Genomic DNA, 18,420 nt, shown 5'->3' with positions numbered 1-18,420 from the left:
GTTGTGAAGATCTTGCCAGCACCGCCGCCGACGTGGGTGTATCGCCACCCGGCGGCGTGACCCGAGTGGTCCGCCGGGTGCTGCTGTGACGTGGTCCAGTCCTTTGCGAGCGCTTCCGGTTTGTCTCCTTCACGTGGCCGGGTGTCCGTGGATCGTCGCAGGTGGGAGGCTCGCGACAGCGCGTCGGTCGCCGCCGGCGCAGGAGCGCGGTGAGCTCAGCTGGCCGCCAGTTCGTCCCCCTTCCGCACCTGGGGGACCGCCGAGGGGCTGCCCGCCGCGTCCGTCAGCGGTGCCACCGTCGCCCGGAACGTCTCCAGTGCTTCCATCTCGCGCCGTCGCGCCGACAGGAACCGCTGGAGGTGCGTGCTCGACAGGTTCAGTGCCTCCACCGCGCCGCCCGCCGCGCGGTGGGCCGCCGCCGCTCCGGCTCGCACCTGCTCGACGTCGGCCTCCAATGTCCGGTCGCTCGCCGCGAACAGGGCCGCCGACGCCAGCACCCCGAACCCGGTCGGGCCGCACAGGAACACCCGCCGGTCGATCAGCCAGCGCAGCAGCTCCGGGTCGGTGTCCAGCGCCGCGACCACGGCGGCGTCGGACGGGATGAACATGATCGTCCCGTAGATCGCGTCGGCCCAGCGCTGGTAGCCCTTGCCCGCCAGCTCGGCCGCCCGGGAGCGGACCTGGCGGACGTGCGCGCGCAACGCGTCGATCCGCTCGGCCGGGTCGTCGGTCTCCACCGCCTCGGCCCAGATCGCCATGCTCGCCTTCGCGTCCACCGGCACCGTGCGGTCGCCGCCCACCCGCAGCACCATGTCCGGTTTCGCCGAGCCGCCGCCCCCGACGTCCGTCTGCAGGGTGAAGTGCAGGTTCTCGCGCAGCCCGAGCGCCCGCGCCGTCTCCACCAGCACCTGCTCGCCCAGTTCGCCGCGCCCGCTGATCGAGGCGAACGCGACCTCGTACCGGCGCAGCGCCAGCTGCTGCTGGTCCGACTTCGCCCGCTCGGCCGCCACCTGCCGGGCCGCCGCGTCCGCCCGGCGCATCCCGTCGTTGTAGAGCCGCCACAGCACCGCGACGGCGAACAGCAGCAGGACCGCGAGCACGATCGCCGCGGTGGTCAGCACTGTCGCCACTTCGCCTCCTCCCTCCGGGCCGCCTGGATCCGACCGCGCAGACATCATGGCGGACCCCACCGACAAAAACCGCACCCGATCCGTCGCTCTGGGTAGCTGACCTGCGAACAAATCGAATCCACGCAGGGCGTGTCCGAATCGGCACTCTCGTGTTAGTACACACGTTCGAGTGAGGAGGCGGCGAGCCTGCGCGATTTCGTCGGAGGCGGGTCGTACCTTGGCCCTCGTGAGATTCCTGCACACCTCCGACTGGCACATCGGCCGTACGTTCCACGGCGCCGATCTGCTCGCGGAACAGGAAGCGGTGCTCGGGCACCTCGCCGATCTCGTGGCCGGCGAGGCGATCGACGCCGTCCTGGTGGCGGGCGACATCTACGACCGCGCGGTGCCGTCGGCCGAGGCCGTCCGGGTGGCCACCGCGGCGGTCGCGCGGATCCGCGCCGCCGGCGCGCAGCTGGTCGTCACCCCGGGGAACCACGACTCCGCGCCGCGGCTCGGCGCTTTCGCGGAGTTCGCCGCGGCCGGCGGGCTGCACCTGCGCACCACCATCGCGGGGCTGGCCGAGCCGGTGCTGCTGGACGACGCTCACGGCCCGGTCGCCGTCTACGGAATCCCTTACCTGGAGCCGGAACCGGCGCGCCACGCGCTGGGCGTGCCGGAGGCGCGCGGCCACACCGGCGTGCTCACCGAGGCCATGCGGCGGATCCGCGCGGACCTCGAGACCCGGCCGGGCGTCCGGTCGGTCGTGCTCGCGCACGCGTTCGTCACCGGCGGCGAACCGACCGAGTCCGAGCGCACGATCGCGGTCGGCGGGGTCGAGCAGGTGCCCGGCTCGGTCTTCGACGGCGTCGACTACGTGGCGCTCGGCCACCTCCACGGCCCGCAGACGCTCGCCGAGCACCTGCGGTACTCCGGAAGCCCGCTGGCGTACTCGTTTTCCGAGGCGCGGCAACGCAAATCGGTCTGGCTGGTCGATCTGGACGAGACTGGGCTCGCCGAGGTCCGCCGGCACGAACTGCCGGTCCCGAGGGCGCTGGCGACCCTCCGCGGGCCGCTCGAAGACCTGCTCGTCGACCCGGCGCACGACGAGCTCCTCGAGCACTTCCTCTCGGTCACGGTCACCGACCCGGTCCGCCCGGTGGACGCGATGCGGCGGCTGCGCGGGCGGTTTCCCCATGCGGTGCACCTGGAATGGGAGCCCGAAGGCGGGTACAGCGGCGCCCCGCTGCGCTACTCCGACGCCGTGCGCGGCCGGTCGGACATCGAGATCTCGCGCAGCTTCCTCGACGACTGCCGCGGTGCGGCGCCGACCGAGAGCGAAGAGCAGCTCCTGTTCAAGGCACTGGAAGCGGCCGACCGGGGGGCCCTCGCGAAATGAGGCTGCACAGGCTGGAGGTCGAAGCCTTCGGGCCGTACTGCGCACGCGAAGTGGTCGACTTCGACGTGCTCGGCGCCGACGGCCTCTTCCTCCTGCACGGCGAAACGGGCGCGGGCAAGACCACGTTGCTCGACGCGATCGCGTTCGCGCTGTTCGGCGTGGTTCCCGGTGCCCGCAACGAGGCCAAGCGGCTGCGCTGCGACCTCGCCGAGCGCGACCAGGTCACCGAGGTCGCGCTGGAGCTCACCGTGCAGGGCCACCGGCTGAAGATCGTCCGCAACCCGGAGTACCAGCGGCCGAAGCGGCGCGGCGAAGGCACCACCACCCAGCAGGCGCGGGTGTCGCTGAGCTGGGTCGGCGCCGCGCCGGGCGGGCTCCCGCCGGAGGGCCTGATCCGGATCGAGGAGGTCGCGCGCACCGTCGAGCGGCTGCTCGGGATGACCGCGGCCCAGTTCTTCCAGGTGGTGCTGCTGCCGCAGGGCGAGTTCGCCCGGTTCCTGCGCTCGGACACCGCCGAGCGCGAGAAGCTGCTGGAGCGGCTCTTCGGCACCGAGCGCTTCGCCGACGTCGAGCGCTGGTTCGCCGACCTGCGGGTCGAGCGGGGCCGGGAACTCGACCAGCAGCAGGGAAAAGTGCGGGAACTGCTGGCGCGCTACGCACAGGAGGCTCAGCAGGACCCACCGGAAACCGACGTCGGTGAGTGGGTCGGCACCGTGCTGGCGGCGTCCGCCGAACGTGCCGCGCAGGTCGCGGCCGAGGAGGAGCGCACGCGCGCGGCGGCTCAGCGCGCGGACGTCCACCTGCAGGAAGAGCGGGCCGACGCGGAGAAGATCCGCAGGGTCCGCACCGCGCACCTGCGGCTCCTCGAGATCACCGAGCAGGCTCCGCAACGCGCCGAGTGGGCCCAGGAGGTCGCGGCCGCGCGGCGGGCCGCCGGGGTCGCCGTGGAGGCCGAGCTGCTGGACCGGCGCACGGCGGAGCTGGCCGAAGCCGAGCAGGCGGAGAAGGCACGCGGCGCGGACCTGCGGGAGTTCGGCACCCGGGCCACCGGCGACCTCAAGGCGCGGGCGGCCACCGCGCGGGAAGAGGCCGGCGCGGTCGCGGAGCTCGTCGCCGAGGCCGAACAGCAGCAGCTCGACGTCATGCGGCGCGACGACCGGAAGCTGGCCGCGGTCACGGCCGGGCAGCAGGTCGAAGAGCTGACGACCGAGCTGGCCGCCCTCCCCGGCCAGCTCGCCAAGCTGCGGGCGGACGCCGTCAAAGCGGCCGAAGCCGAGGCGAAGCTCGAGGGCGCCAAAGCCAAAGTCGATGAGCTGAGGGCTTTCGCGCGTGACGCGGCGGAGCTGCCCGAGGCGCGAGCGAAGGTCGAGCGAGGCGAGGCGAAGCTGCGCGAGGTCGTCGACACGCATCAGGCGGCCCGGCAGCACCGGCTCGACCTGCGCGAGCGGCGGCTCGACGGGATGGCGGCCGAACTGGCCGCCGCGTTGCCGGCCGGCGCGCCGTGTCCGGTCTGCGGGTCGGCCGAGCACCCGGCGCCGGCGGACCGGGACGTCGAACTCGTCGACCCGGCTGAGGAACGCGCCGCCGAGGAGGCCGAACAGGCCGCCGACGCGATGCGGCAGCGGGTCGTCGTCGCGCTGGAAGAGGCGAAAGCACGGCTGGCGGGCTTGCTGGAGCGGCTGGGCGAGCGCACGGCCGAGTCGATCACGGCCGAGCTGGCCGAAGCCCGCGCGTCGGTCGCTTCGCTGACGCAGCAGGCGGCCGGGAAGGCGAAGCTCGGCGAACAGGTCGTCCTCCTGGAACGCGACCTGGAGCTGCGGACCGAACGTCGCCGCCGGGCCGAGCAGGCGGCGACCGAGGCCACGACCGACGTCCGGGCCTTGGAAGAACGGCTGGCCGAGCGCGAACGCCGGCTCGTCGCCGGGCGCGGTGAGTTCGCGGACGTCGGTGCCCGGCGGGAGCACCTGGTCGGGCTGGCCGAGGCTCTCGAAGGGGTCGGCGAGGCCCGGACGGCCGTCGCGGGCGCCCGGGAGCGCGTCGCCCAGCAGCGCGCGCTGGTCGAGACGGCGGTCGAGGCGAAGGGGTTCGCGTCGCTGAAGAAGGCGCGGGCCGCGATGCTGCCGGACGAGCAGATCGAGAAGCTCGAGCAGGGCATCGCCGAGGCCGAAGCGGCCGCGGCGGGAGCGCGGGCACTGCTGTCCGAGCCGGACCTGTTCGGGATCTCGCCGGACGACGTCGCGGACGTCGACCGCGCGGCCGACGCGGCTCAGCTGGCCCGGGCGCGGGCCGACTCCGCGTACGCGGCGCTGCGGGTGGCGACCGCTCAGCACGAGGAGCTGACCCGGCTGGCGGGCCTCCTGCGCAAGGCCCTCGCCGGCCTCGCACCGGCCGAAGCAGCGTACGCCGAGCTGCGCGCGCTCGCGGACGTCGTCAACGGGCGCGGGCAGAACAGCCGGAAGATGTCGCTGCGGTCGTACGTGCTGGCGGCGCGGCTCGAAGAGGTGGCGGTCGCCGCCACCCACCGGCTGCGGACGATGAGCCAGGGGCGGTACTCGTTCGTGCACTCGGACGCGGCCGGCGCCCGCGGCACCCGCGGCGGGCTCGGCATCGACGTCCTCGACGACTACTCGGGCACCATCCGACCGGCGAAGACGCTGTCCGGCGGCGAGTCGTTCCTCGCGTCGCTGGCCTTGGCGCTGGGGCTGGCCGACGTCGTCGCCGGGGAGACCGGCGGCGCGCTGCTGGACACGCTGTTCGTCGACGAGGGTTTCGGCACGCTGGACGCCGAGACCCTCGACGTCGTGATGAACATCCTCGACGAGCTGCGCGCGGGCGGCCGGGTGGTCGGCCTGGTGTCCCACGTCGAGGAGCTGCGGCAGCGCATCCCGACGCGGCTGCGGGTCCGCAAGTCCCGCACCGGCTCGACAGTGGAGGTGCGCGCCGGTTGAGTGGAAGTCATGACCGACCAGCCGCCGAACGGCCTGCCCCGCTACCGCCTGCTCACCGGCCCGGACGACGCGAAGTTCTGCCACCGCGTCAGTGAGGCGCTCGACCTCGGCTACCGCCTGCACGGCTCGCCGGCCGCGACGTTCGACGGCACCCAGGTGATCGTCGCGCAGGCCCTGCTGTGGCACGGCGAGCAGGGCTGACGTCGCGTCAGGCGGCCTGCCGGAGGTACATCCCGGCGTAGGAGCACCACGGCGTCCACTCCCGGGCTCGCTCGGGCAGCGAGTCCGGCGGGATGCCCAGTGCCCCGGCGCCACGCCGGACGGCGGGGTCCGCGGCCGGCAGGATGTCCGGCGCGCCCAGTACGCGCATCAGCACGGAGTCCGCGGTGGCGCCGTCGATCCCGGGGCACGCGAGCAGTTCGGCGCGCAGCTCCGCCGCGTCCCGGCCGACGTGCACGTCCAGGCGGCCTTCGGCCAGCGCGGCGATGCCAGGGTGGTCGGGCATGACCGCCGCGAGCCGGTCCGCCGACGGGAACAAGCGCGTCACGCCCCACTCGCCCGTCACTTCCTCGCCGAGCGCCGCGGGAACCCGGTCGCCGAGCAGCGTGCGGACCACCAGCTCCGCACCGTCGACGGTGCCCGGGACGCGGATCCCCGGCACGGCCGTCACGACCCGGGCCAGCGCCGGGTCGGCACCGAGGACCCGGGTGACCGCCGCGGGGTCGGCGTCGAGGTCGAGCAGCCGTCGCACCCGGCTGACCGCGCTGCCGAGGTCTCGCAGGTCGGTCAGTAGCAGCTCGCAGCGCACGTGGTCCGGCTCCGGCGTCAGCCGGACGACGCCGGTGCCGTGCGCGAGCAGCAACGTCCGCGCGTAGGACGTCGACGTCACCTCCTCGACACCGGGAACGGCGTGAGTCGCGAAGAAGCGAAGCAGCCCGGCAGCGTCGAAAGGCGGCCTGAACGGCAACCGCAGGCTGAGGCGCGTCCCGCTGACGTCGCCCTGGCGTCCACGTCGAGACGCGGCGAAGGCGCGAAGCTGCGATGGCGTCGTCGCGAACACCTCGCGGATCGTCTCGTTGAACTGCCGGACGCTGGAGAAGCCGGCCGCGAACGCGACGTCCGTCAGCGGCAGCCCCGACATCTCGATCAGCAGCCGGGCCGAGTGCGCGCGGTGCGCCCGGGCCAGCGCGAGCGGGCCCGCGCCCAGCTCGGCGGTCAGCACCCGGCCGAGCTGACGTTCCGAGTAGCCGAGCCGCCGCGCGAGGCCCGGGACGCCTTCGCGCTCCACGGTCCCGTCGGAGATCAGGCGCATCGCCCGCGCCGCGAGGTCGGCGCGCACGTTCCAGTCCGGCGAACCCGGCACGGCGTCGGGGAGACAGCGGCGACAGGCGCGGAAGCCGTTGGCTTGCGCGGCGGCCGACGTCGGGAAGAAGCGGACGTTGCGCTCCTTCGGCGTCGACGCCGGGCAGGACGGCCGGCAGTAGATACCGGTGGTGCGCACCGCCATGATGAACTGGCCGTCGAAGCGCGGATCGCGGGCGGTGACCACGCGGTAGCAGCGCTCGGCGTCCCGCCAGAGTGCGAGCGTTTCGGTGACCATGGATCCGAGCATGCCAGCAGGTCAGCGCCGTCGCTGGCGGAAATCCGACGCGGCGTTGGGCGCTTGGGCCCCGGTCGGGCGTGGCACGTAGACTGCGGGATCGTGAGTCTGACCCTCGGTATCGTCGGCCTGCCCAACGTCGGCAAGTCCACCCTGTTCAACGCGCTGACCCGCAACGACGTGCTCGCGGCGAACTACCCGTTCGCGACGATCGAGCCGAACGTCGGCGTCGTGCCGCTGCCGGACCCGCGGCTGGACAAGCTGGCGGAGCTGTACAAGTCGGAGAAGATCGTGCCGGCTGTGGTGTCCTTTGTGGACATCGCGGGCATCGTCAAGGGCGCCTCCGAGGGTGCCGGGCTGGGCAACAAGTTCCTCGCGAACATCCGTGAGGCCAACGCGATCTGCCAGGTCATCCGCGTGTTCGACGACCCCGACGTGATCCACGTCGACGGCCGGATCGACCCGATGAGCGACATCGAGACGATCAACACCGAGCTGATCCTGGCCGACCTGCAGACCCTCGAGAAGGCCGTCTGGCGCCTGGAGAAGGAAGCGCGGACCAAGAAGGAAGCGAAGCCCGCGCTCGAGGCCGCGCAGAAGGCGAAGGAAATCCTCGACAGCGGCCGCACGCTCTTCTCCGCGCAGAAGGACGTCGATCTCGAGCTGCTTCGCGAGCACAGCCTCCTCACGACGAAGCCGTTCCTGTACGTCTTCAACGCCGACGAGGCGATCCTGACCGACGACGCCCGCCGCGAGGAGCTGGCCAAGCTGGTCGCCCCGGCGGACGCGGTGTTCCTCGACGCGAAGGTCGAGGCGGAGCTGCTGGAGCTGGACGACGAGGAGTCGGTGCGCGAGCTGCTCGAGTCGGTCGGCCAGCCGGAGCCGGGCCTGTACGCCCTGGCCCGCGCGGGTTTCCACACGCTCGGCCTGCAGACGTACCTGACGGCGGGCCCCAAGGAGTCGCGCGCCTGGACGATCCCCAAGGGCGCGACCGCGCCGCAGGCCGCGGGCGTCATCCACACGGACTTCGAGCGCGGGTTCATCAAGGCGGAGATCGTCTCGTACGACGACCTGATGGACAACGGCTCGATGGCGGCGGCCCGCGCGGCGGGCAAGGTCCGCATGGAGGGCAAGGACTACACGATGGCCGACGGTGACGTCGTGGAGTTCCGCTTCAACGTATGAGCCGTCCGCTGACGCCGCGCGAGCGGGAGGTGCTGACCTTCCTGCTCGCCGGCGACGTCCCGGGCGCGGCCGAACTGCGGGCCCAGGCGGAAACGGCGTGGGTCACCGGCCGGTGTGGCTGTGGGTGCCCGACGATCGACCTCGCGGTGGACGAAAAGCTGCCGGCAGCCCGGCTCACCGAACGGGTGGTCGTGGAGGCGGACGCGCCCGACGGCGGGCTCATCGTGTTCACCGACGACGGGCGGCTGTCCGGCCTCGAGTACTGGACCACGAGCGACGAGGTCCCGGGGGAGCTCCCGTCCGTGGATCGGATCGAGCGCCCGGAGACGAATGCGCCGCCGCTCTGAAGATCAGGGCGACGGCGCGAGGCTGACTCAGCCGAGGAGGCCCATCAGCGCGATCGCGATCAGCACCACCGCGGGGGCGAGGGCGTTGATCCAGGCGCGCTGGGCGGCGGTGAGGGGGGCGGTGGCGGTGCTGTTCATGGCGCTTCCTAGGGCCGAAATCCGATGCTTCCGCCCTGCTCAGCGCGCTGATCTTGCCGTTTGTTAGCGGCTGTGATCGAACTCACCGGCATCCGGGTGACGACGGCCCCGGACGGTGAACCAGAGCACACCTCCGGCCGCTGCCACCATCGTCGCGAATGCCGCCGTGCCTACCACGATCGCCTGCGTCATAGCCGTCTCTCCTAGCAAAAGTCGTTTACCGAGAGACGTCGAAACCGCGGAAAAGTGCACTCAGCGTAACCGGGATCACAAAGAAGAAAGCACCGCGTCGATCTCCGACGCCAGTGAGAAGTCCTTCGCCGTCAACCCGCCCGCCGAGTGCGTGCTGAGGCGGAACGTCAGCGTGCGCCAGCGGATGTCGATGTCCGGGTGGTGGTCGGCGGCCTCGGCCAGCACCGCGACGCGGTCCACCACCTCGATCGCCTGCGGGAAGCTCGCCAGCTCCACCTCGCGGGAGATGACCTTCCCGGACCTGGTCCAGTCCGCGCTCAAGCGTTCGTCGGCCTCGGAGTCGCTCAAGATTTCCGTCATGTCTCCATGGTCGTACGTCCTGGACTACGCTGCACGGTTGCCACGGGAGTCCGGTCGAGCCGGGCTGAGAGGCGGGGTCACCCGCGACCGTTCGCACCTGACCGGATCATGCCGGCGAAGGGAGGGCTTTCCCTCCTCGTCCGGCGAAGTGCAGGAGGGGTAGATGAAACGCAGGGCTGTGCGCGCCGCGACGGCCATCGCCGTCGTCAGCGCCGTCGCCGCGGGGTGCTCGCTGTCGGACGGTGACGGTGCCACGCAGCAGACGCCCACCGTCACCCTCGTGACGCACGACTCCTTCCTGGCGCCGCAGGAGGTGCTCGACGCCTTCCAGAAGCAGTCGGGCATCAAGGTCTCCGTGCTCAAGCAGGGCGACGCCGGTTCGCTAACCAACAAGCTCGTGCTGACGAAGGCCAACCCGATCGGCGACGTCGCGTACGGCGTCGACTCGACCTTCGCTTCGCGCGCGCTCAAGGAAGGCGTCTTCGAGCCGTACACCAGCCCGGAGGCCGACCGCGGGCCGCAGCGCTACGCCGTCGACCCCGAGCACCGGCTGTCCGCGGTCGACGTCGGCGACGTCTGCGTCAACGTCGACACGAACTACTTCACGAGCAAGGGCATCGCGGCGCCGGCGTCGTACGACGACCTGGCCGACCCGAAGTACAAGGACCTGCTGGTCGCCGAGGACCCGGCGACGGCGTCGCCCGGGCTCGCGTTCCTCCTCGGCACCATCGCGAAGTACGGCGAGGCCGGCTGGAAGGACTACTGGACGAAGCTGAAGGCCAACGGGCTCAAGGTCGTCAGCGGCTGGGAAGAGGCCTACACCAAGGACTTCTCCGGCTCGTCCGGCAAGGGCCCGCGCCCGATCGTCGTCTCGTACGCCTCTTCGCCGGCGGCGGAGGTCGGCGACGACGGCAAGCCGCGCACCAAGGCGCTGCTCGACACCTGCTACCGGCAGGTCGAGTACGCGGGCGTGCTGGCGAACGGCAAGCAGGCCGAGAGCGCGCGCAAGGTCGTCGACTTCCTGCTCTCCCAGCAGTTCCAGGCGACGGTCGCGGCCAACATGTACGTCTACCCCGCGCGCCAGGGCGTCGACCTGCCCGCGGGCTGGGCGCAGGTCGCGCCGCTGCCGCAGAAGCCGCAGGCGCTGACGGCGGACCAGGTCCAGGACGGACGCGAGAAGTGGATCGGCGAATGGCGCACGCTCGTGCAGTCTTAGCGCCGCCAAGGACGGCCCGTGGGATCGGCCTGGCGCTGCTGGGTCTGGTCCCGATCGGCTTCCTGGTGGTGTTCTTCGCGTGGCCGGTGCTGGCGATCATCGGCCGCGGGTTCGCCGCGGGCGGCCTCGACGTCGTCCTCGGCGACGCGCGGACCTGGCAGCTCGCCGCGTTCACGGTCGGCAGCGCGGCGGCGTCGACCGTCGTCGCGGTGCTCGCCGGGCTGCCGGTGGCGTTCCTGCTGGCCCGGGTGAAGCTGCCCGGCGTCGGCCTCGCGCGGACGCTGGTGCTGGTGCCGTTCGTGCTGCCGACCGTCGTCGTCGGCCTGGCGTTCCGGGCGCTGTGGCCGGACGGCGGCGTCCTGCCGATCGTGCTGGCCAACGCGTTCTTCAACGTCGCCGTCGTCGCGCGGACCGTCGCCGGGCTCTGGGCGCGGCTGGATTCGCGCACGACCGACGCCGCCCGCGCGCTGGGCGCGTCACCGTGGCGGGCGTTCCGCTCGGTGACGCTGCCCGCGCTGGCGCCGGCGATCGCGTCCGCCGCGGCCGTCGTGTTCCTGTTCTGCGCCACCAGCTTCGGCGTGGTCCTCATCCTCGGCGGCGCGAAGTACCGGACCCTGGAAACCGAGATCTACCTGCGGACCGTCGACCTCCTCGATCTCTCCGGCGCGGCGGCGCTGTCGCTGATCCAGTTCGCTGCCGTGGTCGCCACCCTGGTCCTCGGCGGGCTGGCCCGGCGGCGCAAGGACGGCGCCAGGATCGGCGTCGGCACGTCCCGGCGCCCGCGCGGCGGCGAGTGGCCGGTGGTCGGTGCCGCGGGCGCCGTGCTGGCCCTGCTGCTGACGCCGATCGTCGCGCTGCTCGTCGAGTCGGTCTCCACTTCCGACGGCTGGAGCCTCGCCGGTTATCGAGCGTTAACCAGCACCGGGGAGAAGGGCGCGCTGCAGGTGTCCGGCTGGGACGCGGCGGTGAACTCGCTGAAGGTGGCGATCGACGCGACGCTGCTCGCGATGGTCGTCGGCGTGCTCGCGTCCGTGGTGCTCGTCGCGCTGCGCCGGTCGCCCGCGAAGGCCGCTCGCGGCGTGGGCGAGACCATGGACGCCGTGCTGATGCTGCCGCTCGGGGTGTCCGCGGTGACCGTCGGGTTCGGCTACCTCGTGACGCTCGACGCGCTGCCCGGCGACCTCCGGACGTCGCCTTACCTGGTCCCGCTGGCCCAGGCGCTGGTGATCATCCCGCTGATCGTGCGGATGGTGCTGCCGGTGCTGCGCTCGGTCGATGTCCGATTGCGGCAGGCCGCGTCGACGCTCGGCGCGAGCCCGCTGCGCGTGTGGCGGGAGATCGACCTGCCGCTGACGCTGCGGCCGCTCGTCGCCGCGGCCGGGTTCGGGTTCGTCGTCGCCCTCGGCGAGTTCGGCGCGACGAGCTTCCTCGCCCGGCCGACGTCGCCGACGCTGCCGGTCGCGATCGCGTCGCTGATGGGACGGCCGGGGGAGCTGAACAACCAGATGGCGTACGCCGCGTGCGCACTGCTGATGCTCGTGACGGTGCTGGCGGTCGCGCTGATCGACAGGCTGGGACGTGGCCGGGTGGGAGAGTTCTGATGGCGCTGTCGGTGCGGGACCTGACCGTCCACTACGGATCGTTCGCCGCGGTGCGCGACGCGCGGCTCGACATCGCCGACGGCGAGGTGCTGGCGCTGCTCGGCCCGTCCGGCTCGGGGAAGTCGACGCTGCTGCGCGCGATCACCGGGCTGGAGCCCTCGGCCCGCGGCTCGGTGAGCTGGGACGGCGACGATCTCGGCGCGGTGCCGGTGCACCGGCGCGGGTTCGGGCTGGTGTTCCAGGACGGCCAGCTGTTCGGCCACCGCGACGTCGCCGCGAACATCGCGTTCGGCCTGCGGATGCACGGCGTACCCCGCGCGCAGTGGGCCCCGCGCGTCGCCGAACTGCTGGCGCTGGTCGGCCTCTCCGGCTTCGAAAAGCGCCGGGTGACGGAGTTGTCGGGCGGCCAGGCTCAGCGGGTGGCGCTGGCCCGGGCGCTGGCGCCGAAGCCGCGACTGCTGCTGCTGGACGAGCCACTGTCCGGTTTGGACGCCGGCTTGCGCGAGCAGCTGGCCATCGACCTGGCGGACCTGTTGCGCCGCAGCAAGATCACGGCGTTGCTGGTGACGCACGACCAGGAGGAGGCGTTCACGCTGGCCGACCGGGTCGCGGTGCTCGACGCCGGCGAGGTCCGCCAGGAGGGCGCGGTCCGCCGCGTGTGGCGCAGCCCGGCGGACGACGACGTGGCCCGGTTCCTCGGCGTGACGACGTTCGTGGACGGCGTCGTGGCCGGCGGGGTCGTGCACACGGAGCTGGGTGACGTCGCGCTGCCGGACGTCGACGACGGCCCGGTGCGGCTCGGGCTGCGGCCGCACGCACTGCGGGTGGCTACCGACGGCGTGGCGGGCGAGGTCGTCGCGGCGGTGCACCGCCGCGAGCACGTCCGGCTCGTCGTCAAGCTCGAGGAATCCACAGTGGACGCCGTCGCGCCCGCCGCGTCGGACCTGCGGGCGGGCGACTCCGTGAAGCTGGAGTTCGACCCGGACGGCGTCGCGCTGGTGGGCTGACGACGCCGTCCGGGAGACTCAGCCGTCGCGAGTGGACAGTCGCGCGTAGGCCAGCGACAGGCCGATCACGATGTAGCAGGCCGCGCGCAAAGCGCCTTCGCCCAGCATCTGGGCGCCCATCGGGTCCTGCAGGACCTCCGCCGGGGCCACCGACCAGTCCTTCGTCAGCAGGAACGGGTGCAGCCAGTCCAGCGACGTCAGGAAACCGAGGATCGTGAACACGATGTCGGCCGCCAGCACCGACGCCACCACCAGCATCGGGTGCTCGGTCCAGCTGGAGATCGCCAGCGCCACCGCGCCGACCGCCCACAGCTGGAGCACCACCCAGCCCGCCATCAGCAGGATCCGGGCCAGCGCGCCGCCCAGCGTCAACGTCGTGCCGGAGAGCGTGAACAGCGAGTCCGTGCCGTTGATGATCAGCCCGGTCACCACGCCGGTGAAGCACATCGCCAGCACTGAGACCACCGACACCGTCGCGACGCCGAACGCCTTCACCGCGAGCAACCGGCCCCGCCCGACCGGCGCGATCAGCCAGCCGCGCAGGGTGCCGTGCGCCGTCTCGCCGGCGATCGCGTCCGCGCCCGCCATCGCCGACGCCAGCGGCAGGAGCAGCGCCAGTGACAGCACGACCGCCGCGATCGGCAGCACGAACGCGTTGTTGACGGCGGAGGCCAGCAGCGCGCCGCCGCCCTCGTCCGGGCCGCCGCCGTTCGCCGCGTTCTCGTCGACCAGCGTCAGGCCGATGCCGATGATCACCGGGATCAGCGCGAGAAGCCCGAGCACGGCCAGCGTCCGCGGCCGCCGGAAGATCCAGCGCAGCTCCGCGGCGAGCAGCCGGGTCAGCGGCACCGTGTCGTGGCCCGTGCGGGCCGCCGGTGCTTCCAGGACGGCGGTCATCCCGATCCCTCCACAGTGGACTCCGTCAGCCGGGCGAACAGGTCTTCCAGCCCGGTGCGGGCCCGCGTCGCCTCGTGGACCGCGACCCCCGCGCCCACCAGGACCTGCAGCACCCGCGGCGCTTCCGCCGCCGTGAGGTCGGCCCGGACGCCGTCCGGGGTGAGCCGGACGCCGATCCGGTGCTCCCGCAGCACTTCCACGGCCTGTTCCGCGTCGGGCGTGCGGACCAGCAGGGCCGCGTTCCCCGACTCCAGCAGCTCGGTCAGCTCGCCCTGCGCGACGACGTTGCCGGACTGCAGCACGGCGACGTGCGTGCACGTCGCCTCCACCTCGGCCAACAGGTGCGACGACACGAGCACGGTGACGCCGGAAGCGTGCAGCTCGGCGACGATCCTGCGGATCTCCCTGGTACCCGCGGGATCGAGGCCGTTGGTCGGCTCGTCGAGCACGACCATCTTCCGCGGCACGAGCAACGCCGAGGCGAGCCCGAGCCGCTGCTTCATGCCGAGCGAATAGCCCTTGTACCGTCGGCGCGCGGCGACGGTCAGCCCGACGCGCTCGAGCGCCGAGTCGACCGCGGCCGGGATCCCGGCCGACGCGAGCCGCGGTTCGGCCGCGGCGAAGCGCAGCAGGTTGTCGCGCCCGGAGAGGAACGGGTGGAATCCCGGCCCCTCGACCAGCGCGCCGACGTCCGGCAGCGCGTGCGCGGCGGCGTCGGGCATCTTGCGCCCGAGCAGCTCGACCTCGCCTTCGGTCGGCCGGACCAGGCCGAGCAGCATCCGGATGGTGGTCGTCTTGCCCGAGCCGTTCGGCCCGAGCATCCCCACGACCGCGCCTTCCGGGATGTCGAGGTCGACGTGGTCCACGGCGACGGTGCTGCCGTAGACCTTGCGCAGCCCCCGCGTGCGTGCCGCCAGGGGAACCGCCGGGGCGGACGCTTCCGAAGAAACGTCCGCCCCGGACTCCACAGTGGTGCTGGTCACTTCTGGCCCAGCGCTTCGTAGAGGACCTGCTCCGGCACCGCACCGGCGGCGAACCGGCCGTCGTCGGTCAGCACCGCGGTGCCCACCTTCGTGGTGACGAGGTAGCCGCTGCCCCAGGTGCCGCTGACCTTCTTGGCGAAGCGCTCGAGCAGCGCCTTCGGGTCGGCGTTGCCGCGGCCCTCACGGCCGGACTGCTGCTTCGGCGCCGCGTTCAGCGCGTCGGCCGGGACCTTGCCCGTGACGACGGTGTCCCAGCCGTCGCCGACGACCTTGACGTTGTCCTTCGCCTGCTCGGCGAGGGCCTTGTCCTTGTCGTCCACCGTCGGCGTCTTCTCCTGCACCTTGGCGCCCTTCGGCGGGGTGAAGGTGAAGAGGTCGGCCGGCTGCTGCGTGAACTGGATCTCGCTGAACGCGACCTCGAGCGCCGGCGTCGACGTGCCGTTGCTCAGCACCGACACCCGCAGCGGCATCCGCGTCTGCGAGTCGACCGCGACGCGGATCTCGCGCAGCAGCGTCCGCTCGCTCGGCTTCGGCGTCAGCACCAGCTCGTAGGCCGGGCGGTCGGCGACGGTCGCCGTGCCGTCGACCGACACCGTGCTGCTCTCGCGGACCTTCGCGAGCAGCTCGGTCGACGCGGTGATCGGGTCGGGCGTCTTCTCGCTGCCCGCGCCCTTCTGCTTGGCGACGTCGGCCGGGATCGTCACCTTCGTCGCGGTGTTCGTCTTGGAGCTGTAGTCCCAGACGGTCGTGCCGTCGTGGACCACGGTCTCCTGGCTGGCCCCCTGCGTGGCGGCCAGGCGGCTCTTGCCGGCGCCGTCGCTGAAGATGTGCGCCGAGTCGATGTTCAGCGCCGACGCCCCCGGCAGCGCGTTCCCCACCGACGGCAGCCCCAGGTCGTTGCTGATCTTGACCGTGCCGTCGAACGCGCCCGGCTTGGCCTTCATGACCGACTGGACCAGGTCCTCGGCGCTCACCTGCGGCAGTGCCGGCTTGTCGTCGGCGCTGGCCGGCATCGCGATGAACGCGAGCCCGCCCGCACCGAGCGCGGTGCCGACGACCGCGGCGGTGATGCCCTTCGTCTTCGGTTTCATGCGTCTCTCCCTGTGGTGTTCCCGAGCCCGAGTGTGCCCGGCTCCCTGGCTCCGACGCTTCCCTCTCGAGACTGAGATACCCCTGAAGGTTCTCCCTCTCCGGCTGAGATCGCGCTGAGAGCTGACGCACGACCTGCGGAAACCGGCCATGATGAACCTCGTGAAACCTCGGGTGCTGGTGGTCGACGACGAACCGGGCGTGCGGAAGGCGCTGCAACGCGGGCTGCGCGCGGAGGGCATGGACGTGGTCACGGCCGCGGACGGCCCCACCGGGCTGCAGCTGGCGAGCACCGGCTCGTTCGACGTCGTGCTGCTCGACATCATGCTGCCGGGCCTGTCCGGCTACCGCGTGCTGGAGCGGCTGCGCAAGGACGGCGTCCTGACGCCGGTGCTGCTCGTCTCGGCCAAGGACGGCGAGATCGACCAGGCTGACGGCCTCGACCTCGGTGCCGACGGCTACCTCGTCAAGCCGTTCTCCTTCGTCGTGCTGGTCGCGCAGGTCCGCGCGACCCTGCGCCGCGCCGGCCCGGAAGCGGGCCGGGGGACGCTGCGGCTCGGCGCGCTGGCGGTCGACCGCGGGCTGCGGCAGGTGCACTGGAACGGCGAGGAGGTCGGGCTGAGCCCGCGCGAGTTCGCGCTGCTCGAGGTGCTCGTCGGCCGGGCGGGGACGGTCGTCACGAAGGACGAGCTGCTGCGCGCGGTCTGGGGCGAGGAGCAGGCCGTGACGCGCAACCTCGTCGAGGTCTACGTCGGATACGTGCGCCGCAAGCTGGACGCGGTCGGCGCCGGCGCGCTGCTGCGGACCGTGCGCGGGCACGGCTACCTGGCCTCCGACGCGCAGCTCGACGAGGTCATCACCCCGTGATCTCCTGGTGGCGGGGCCGGTCCCTGCAGGTCCGGATCACCGTGCTGGCCGCGACGATCACCCTGGGCTGCCTGCTCGGGCTGGCCGCTTTGGCCGCGGCGAAGCTGTCGCCGTTGCTCATCGACTCGGTCGACCGCGAGCTGTCCGGCGCGCTGGGCCCGGCGGGTGCCGAGGTGAGCGCCGGGCGGCCGCTGTCCGGCGCGGCGCCGGTGACGCTGCGGGTGCTGGACACCGCGGGCACGCCGGTCGACGGCGGCACCCCGACCGGCCTTACACCGTACGACGTCTCGACGCTCAAGGCCGGGCAGCCGGTCCAGCGCGACGGCGCGCGGTACCTGGCCACGGTCGTCAGCGCGCCCGACGGGTCGCAACGGCTGGTCGTCGCGGGCGCCGGCCTGGTGGGGTTCTCCGCCGCGGTGCACTACGGCGGGGTGTGGCTGGTGGTCGTCGCGTCGGTCGGGGCGCTGGTGGCGGGGCTCGCGACGTGGCTGGTGGTGCGGCTGTCGCTGCGGCCGGTGGCGCGCATGCGGGGTTCGGTCCGGGCGTTGCCGCCGGGGGCGCGGCTGGCGCTGCCGGACTCGCACGACGAGCTTCGCGCATTGGCGGAGGAGTTCAACGCGCTGATGGAGCGGCAGGAGCAGGCCAGCGACCGGCTCCGGCGGTTCACCGGCGACGCGGCGCACGAGCTGCGGTCGCCGGTCGCGTCCATCCGGGTGCAGGCCGAGGTGGCGGTGACGAACCCGGATCCGGAGCTGTCCCAGGAGACGTTGTCGGACATTCTCACGGAGGCCGAGCGGTTGTCGTCGCTGCTGGACGGGCTGCTGTCGCTGGCCCGGTCGGACGCGGGGGAGGTGCCGCCGGCTTCGCCCGTCGAGCTGGTCAGCGAGGTGCGCGCGGCGGTGGCGCGGCTGCCGGCGGGGGCGCCGGAGACGCGGGTGAGCAACGCGGTCGCGCAGGCTTGGGCGTCGTCCGCGCACGCCGAGGTGGAGCTGGTGCTGGACAACCTGCTGCGCAACGCGTGCCGTTACGCGCGCGGCGAGATCGTGGTGTCGGTGCTGGCGTCGAGGTCATCGGTGCGGGTGGTGGTCGACGACGACGGCCCGGGCATCGCCCCGGAGCACCGCGAGAAGGTGTTCGACCGCTTCTACCGGATCGCGGACGACCGGGCCCGGTCGTCGGGTGGGACGGGCCTGGGGCTGGCGATGGTGGCGGAGACGGTCCGTCGGCGCGGCGGCCGGGTCCAGGTGGGGGAGTCGCCGGACGGCGGAGCGCGGTTCGTGGTCGTCTGGCGCGCGGCCGCGGCCGGCGAGGCCGGCTGAGAGCCCGGGTGCTCGGCAGTTGCCGGGTTGCCGGGTTGCCCACAGCCTCGCCGTGATGTGGACAACCGGGCACCGGCGGCGATCTTCGAGCGGGTTTCGTCGGACCGCCCCGATACGCTGGAGCGGGGCGGACCCCCAGGGCGGGCGGGCTCTGCTCGGTGGT

17 protein-coding genes and 1 riboswitch are annotated in these 18,420 nt (G+C 72.8%); of the genes, 10 read left to right on the top strand and 7 right to left on the bottom strand.

The window, feature by feature from the left end; all coding sequences use genetic code 11:
• Positions 1-215 precede the first annotated feature (215 nt).
• On the bottom strand, positions 216-1,130 hold the full coding sequence (locus tag ACZ7PG_RS26195; protein WP_470241702.1) for a DNA recombination protein RmuC: 915 nt from the start codon (positions 1,128-1,130) through the stop codon (positions 216-218).
• Positions 1,131-1,356: 226 nt separating this feature from the next.
• Here ACZ7PG_RS26195 and ACZ7PG_RS26190 point away from each other — a divergent pair, with 226 nt between their 5' ends.
• Genes ACZ7PG_RS26190 through ACZ7PG_RS26180 form a run of 3 tightly spaced genes read left to right on the top strand, consistent with a single transcriptional unit; the run spans position 1,357 to position 5,657 of the window.
• Positions 1,357-2,508, top strand: coding sequence for an exonuclease SbcCD subunit D (locus tag ACZ7PG_RS26190; RefSeq protein ID WP_470241701.1), 1,152 nt, complete (start codon positions 1,357-1,359; stop codon positions 2,506-2,508).
• On the top strand, positions 2,505-5,456 hold the full coding sequence (locus tag ACZ7PG_RS26185; protein WP_470241700.1) for an AAA family ATPase: 2,952 nt from the start codon (positions 2,505-2,507) through the stop codon (positions 5,454-5,456). Before ACZ7PG_RS26190 ends, ACZ7PG_RS26185 begins: the two co-directional genes overlap by 4 nt.
• 9 nt (positions 5,457-5,465) lie before the next feature.
• Positions 5,466-5,657 (top strand): DUF1737 domain-containing protein, encoded by a 192-nt coding sequence (locus ACZ7PG_RS26180; RefSeq protein WP_329055352.1) that lies wholly within the window; start codon positions 5,466-5,468, stop codon positions 5,655-5,657.
• Positions 5,658-5,664: 7 nt separating this feature from the next.
• Here ACZ7PG_RS26180 and ACZ7PG_RS26175 read toward each other — a convergent pair whose 3' ends face one another.
• Entirely contained in the window at positions 5,665-7,056 is a 1,392-nt protein-coding gene (locus ACZ7PG_RS26175; protein ID WP_470241699.1) for an AlkA N-terminal domain-containing protein, read from the bottom strand.
• A gap of 102 nt (positions 7,057-7,158) precedes the next feature.
• Here ACZ7PG_RS26175 and ychF point away from each other — a divergent pair, with 102 nt between their 5' ends.
• Positions 7,159-8,241, top strand: a complete 1,083-nt coding sequence (ychF, locus tag ACZ7PG_RS26170) for a redox-regulated ATPase YchF (RefSeq protein ID WP_470241698.1) — start codon at positions 7,159-7,161, stop codon at positions 8,239-8,241.
• On the top strand, positions 8,238-8,588 hold the full coding sequence (locus ACZ7PG_RS26165) for a hypothetical protein (RefSeq protein WP_470241697.1): 351 nt from the start codon (positions 8,238-8,240) through the stop codon (positions 8,586-8,588). The genes ychF and ACZ7PG_RS26165 overlap by 4 nt, the downstream gene beginning before the upstream one ends.
• Before the next feature lie 201 nt (positions 8,589-8,789).
• Here ACZ7PG_RS26165 and ACZ7PG_RS26160 read toward each other — a convergent pair whose 3' ends face one another.
• Both ACZ7PG_RS26160 and ACZ7PG_RS26155 read right to left on the bottom strand, forming a co-directional pair.
• Entirely contained in the window at positions 8,790-8,918 is a 129-nt protein-coding gene (locus tag ACZ7PG_RS26160) for a hypothetical protein (protein ID WP_257926468.1), read from the bottom strand.
• Between the two features lie 75 nt (positions 8,919-8,993).
• A complete protein-coding gene (locus tag ACZ7PG_RS26155) occupies positions 8,994-9,278 on the bottom strand; it encodes a 4a-hydroxytetrahydrobiopterin dehydratase (protein WP_470241696.1) in 285 nt (94 codons plus the stop codon).
• 32 nt (positions 9,279-9,310) lie between these two features.
• Positions 9,311-9,419, top strand: a riboswitch (TPP riboswitch).
• A 22-nt stretch (positions 9,420-9,441) separates the two neighbouring features.
• On the opposite strand from ACZ7PG_RS26155, the gene ACZ7PG_RS26150 reads away from it, so the two are divergent.
• Genes ACZ7PG_RS26150 through ACZ7PG_RS26140 form a run of 3 tightly spaced genes read left to right on the top strand, consistent with a single transcriptional unit; the run spans position 9,442 to position 13,102 of the window.
• Positions 9,442-10,494, top strand: coding sequence for a thiamine ABC transporter substrate-binding protein (locus tag ACZ7PG_RS26150; protein WP_470241695.1), 1,053 nt, complete (start codon positions 9,442-9,444; stop codon positions 10,492-10,494).
• Positions 10,470-12,095: an ABC transporter permease gene (locus tag ACZ7PG_RS26145; protein ID WP_470241694.1), complete on the top strand. Its 1,626-nt coding sequence runs from the start codon at positions 10,470-10,472 to the stop codon at positions 12,093-12,095. The genes ACZ7PG_RS26150 and ACZ7PG_RS26145 overlap by 25 nt, the downstream gene beginning before the upstream one ends.
• Positions 12,095-13,102, top strand: coding sequence for an ABC transporter ATP-binding protein (locus tag ACZ7PG_RS26140; RefSeq protein ID WP_470241693.1), 1,008 nt, complete (start codon positions 12,095-12,097; stop codon positions 13,100-13,102). The genes ACZ7PG_RS26145 and ACZ7PG_RS26140 overlap by 1 nt, the downstream gene beginning before the upstream one ends.
• A gap of 18 nt (positions 13,103-13,120) precedes the next feature.
• On the opposite strand, the gene ACZ7PG_RS26135 is transcribed toward ACZ7PG_RS26140, so the two are convergent.
• From ACZ7PG_RS26135 to ACZ7PG_RS26125, 3 genes are read right to left on the bottom strand one after another with little or no spacing between them, the layout of a single operon-like run.
• Positions 13,121-13,999, bottom strand: a complete 879-nt coding sequence (locus ACZ7PG_RS26135) for an ABC transporter permease (RefSeq protein ID WP_470241692.1) — start codon at positions 13,997-13,999, stop codon at positions 13,121-13,123.
• The gene (locus tag ACZ7PG_RS26130) at positions 13,996-14,982 is read right to left on the bottom strand and encodes an ABC transporter ATP-binding protein (RefSeq protein ID WP_470241691.1); all 987 of its coding nucleotides are present in this window, start codon (positions 14,980-14,982) and stop codon (positions 13,996-13,998) included. The genes ACZ7PG_RS26135 and ACZ7PG_RS26130 overlap by 4 nt, the downstream gene beginning before the upstream one ends.
• A complete protein-coding gene (locus ACZ7PG_RS26125; protein ID WP_470241690.1) occupies positions 14,979-16,073 on the bottom strand; it encodes a LolA family protein in 1,095 nt (364 codons plus the stop codon). Before ACZ7PG_RS26125 ends, ACZ7PG_RS26130 begins: the two co-directional genes overlap by 4 nt.
• A 148-nt stretch (positions 16,074-16,221) precedes the next feature.
• Between ACZ7PG_RS26125 and ACZ7PG_RS26120 the strand changes: the two genes are divergently transcribed.
• Entirely contained in the window at positions 16,222-16,938 is a 717-nt protein-coding gene (locus tag ACZ7PG_RS26120; RefSeq protein WP_470241689.1) for a response regulator transcription factor, read from the top strand.
• Positions 16,935-18,257, top strand: coding sequence for a sensor histidine kinase (locus tag ACZ7PG_RS26115; protein WP_470241688.1), 1,323 nt, complete (start codon positions 16,935-16,937; stop codon positions 18,255-18,257). Before ACZ7PG_RS26120 ends, ACZ7PG_RS26115 begins: the two co-directional genes overlap by 4 nt.
• The last annotated feature ends 163 nt before the right edge of the window (positions 18,258-18,420 follow it).

Source organism: Amycolatopsis sp. NPDC114504 (assembly GCF_055633595.1).
The sequence above is the reverse complement of the archived record's forward strand: the minus strand, read 5'-3'. Positions and strand labels throughout refer to the sequence as shown.